The organism is Parasphingorhabdus sp., from assembly GCF_041748495.1.
In the GTDB taxonomy this organism is placed as follows: Bacteria; Pseudomonadota; Alphaproteobacteria; order Sphingomonadales; family Sphingomonadaceae; genus Parasphingorhabdus.
This window is the reverse complement of the sequence record NZ_JBGTDD010000156.1, coordinates 1-2,397: the sequence shown is the minus strand read 5'-3', so window position 1 is coordinate 2,397 and position 2,397 is coordinate 1. Positions and strand designations below refer to the sequence as shown.

At 58.4% G+C, this 2,397-nt stretch carries 4 protein-coding genes; all 4 read left to right on the top strand.

Translation table 11 applies throughout. The features are described 5' to 3' along the window. The first annotated feature begins 266 nt into the window (after positions 1-266). The gene (locus tag ACEW8J_RS13900; protein WP_373492243.1) at positions 267-707 is read left to right on the top strand and encodes a GxxExxY protein; all 441 of its coding nucleotides are present in this window, start codon (positions 267-269) and stop codon (positions 705-707) included. Further along, the gene (locus ACEW8J_RS13895) at positions 704-1,105 is read left to right on the top strand and encodes a PaaI family thioesterase (protein WP_373492242.1); all 402 of its coding nucleotides are present in this window, start codon (positions 704-706) and stop codon (positions 1,103-1,105) included. The genes ACEW8J_RS13900 and ACEW8J_RS13895 overlap by 4 nt, the downstream gene beginning before the upstream one ends. A gap of 244 nt (positions 1,106-1,349) precedes the next feature. Further along, on the top strand, positions 1,350-1,856 hold the full coding sequence (locus ACEW8J_RS13890) for a hypothetical protein (protein ID WP_373492241.1): 507 nt from the start codon (positions 1,350-1,352) through the stop codon (positions 1,854-1,856). Between the two features lie 304 nt (positions 1,857-2,160). Next, positions 2,161-2,397 (top strand): PilZ domain-containing protein (locus tag ACEW8J_RS13885; protein WP_373492240.1); only part of this gene is annotated, 237 nt, incomplete at its 3' end.

Genomic DNA, 2,397 nt, shown 5'->3' with positions numbered 1-2,397 from the left:
GCCGCTTGCGGACCGCGTCCAAGCCCTTGAGAACCTTGATCGAATCTGCGCCATATTCGTTCTGGTTGGAAGAATTGGAGGCTTCTTCCGCTTTACTGTTTTCACTAATGTCATTCATGCCGGGACCATAGCCGCTGGGGCCGGCAAACCCAAGCAAAATGTCGGATTTTGTGATAATAATAGATATATATATCAGTGGTTTAACATATTAGGACAAGGCGCAATATTTTCTCGCGCGAAGGCGCGAAGAATGCGAAGAATATGCCATGGACAATGCGCCTGAACGGTTGTCAGCGATAGCTGTAGAATGCGGTTACAAGCTGCATGTCAATCTCGGTCCGGGCCTGCTGGAGAGCGTTTATGAGGCGCTTCTCGCCAAGTCACTGCGTGACCTGAACCTGAAAGTTGATCGACAGAAGCCGATCAAGATCAGATATCAGGGTGTTGTGCTGGAGGAGGGATTTCGCGCTGATTTGTTGGTCGAAGACAAATTGCTGATTGAACTGAAATCGACCGAAAGGCATATGGCGGTACATGCCAAGCAGGTGCTCACCTATCTTCGACTGATGGATCTGCCGCTGGGCTTGTTGATGAATTTCGGTGCGCCGACTTTCAAGATGGGATGCAAGCGCATCGTCAACAGGCATACCGACTTCGCTGCTTCGCGCCTTCGCGTGAATCAAGTCAGAAAAGGACCCTTCCCATGACCAATCCCGCCGATATTGTCCCCTTCGCCAAGACCATGGGCATCACCATCACCGCGATGGACAAGGACCGGGTGTGCGGCGAGATGCTGGTGCGGCCGGAGATCTGCACCGCCGGCAATGGCCGCGGCAGTCCCAGCATCCATGGCGGCGCGGTGATGACTTTTGCCGATGTGCTCGGCGCCTTTGGCGGCTTTGCCAATCTGCCCGAGGGATCGAACGGCACCACCACCTCAGAGAGCAAGACCAATTTCCTGAGCGCGGCGCCGGAAGGGGCCATCGTCTATGGCGAGGCGACGCCGTTCAAGGTCGGCCGGCGGCAATCGGTCTGGCAGACGAAAATCACTCTCGAGGACGGGACGCTGGTGGCAGTGGTCACGCAGACCCAGATCGTGTTGTGAGGCTTTGTGCGTCCGTCCGTTCGTGCTGAGCTTGTCAAAGCCCGACCAACCGCCGCTCGTCCGGAGCTTGTCGAAGGACGTTCGAACAGGCAAAGATGCTTCGACAGGCTCAGTTCGAACGGGAGTGGAATGATCTTCGGCAGCCTCGGCCCGGACGACATATAGCCGCGCTTCAACGGGCTCGGCGCCGCCCTTGTCATTCGCTGCTTCCCTTGGACCCCGCTTTTGGGCTAAACCTCCGGCCATGATCAGAATCCTGCTCGCCGCTTCCCTGTTAAGCCTGGCCACCACCGCTTGCTCCGAATCCACCGAGGTCAGCGATGACCTGCCCGCAAGCAGCGACTATCTCGACAATCCGACCGGCCGCGCCGAGCGGGTCGAAAGCGATCCGTCGGCCAAGCCGGTGCTCATCGGCGAAGGTGGACCCCGCTTCGCTGCCTGCCAGTCGGTCGGTCAAGTCGGCCGCCATGACAGCGGCGCGCTGCCGGTGCTGAGCGCCCCGTTTGACGCCGCCGCTAGGAAGGACAGCATCCCCGCCGGCCAGCGGGTCTATATCTGCACCCGCAGCCACGACCAGCAATGGTTCGGCATCGTCTATGACAAGGCCCCTGCGGCGGAAGAAGGCGCGGCCCCGACCCGCAGCCCCGGCAATTGTGGCGTCTCCTCTCCGGTCCGCGCCAAGCGCAATTATGACGGCCCGTGCGCGAGCGGCTGGGTCGAGAGCATCTATGTGGTGCTGGTCGCGGGCTAGCAGCGGGGCTTTACCGGGCACTCTGTTGCTGCTGTCGGCGGCAGATCAGAAGAGGGTCGCGCGGCTCAGATCCCCTGAGGCGGAAAAATCGGCAGCGGAAAAATCCGAAGCGCAAAAAATCCGGTCTGGCTGCGGCGAGCAGAGGGTCCTGTTAAAGCGAACCGCAATATAGCGCCATTTTCTGCCCATATTTTTATTCTGTATTAACCCAAATGGCTTAGTAAACGGGCCATTAGCATGAGTTGATGACTGGGCGATGCAGGCCCGACGAAATTTTGACGCAAAAGAGATGCAGGAACCTATCATGGAAAAACCCGGTCCCGGCGCGCAGGCTAGCAGACCGCCAAAGCTGGAGGATGCCAGAAGTCACTGGCGGACGGCAATCGCGTTCAACGTAGAGGTCAAGCAAGCCGATACCAGAAATCTGAAAGCGCAAATATCCGACCTGTCCGCTTCGGGCTTCAAGCTGGAATGCTATTTCAACCTGGATGTCGACAAGCCCGTCCTGATCCGGATACCGGGCCTAAGCCTGATCCCCGCC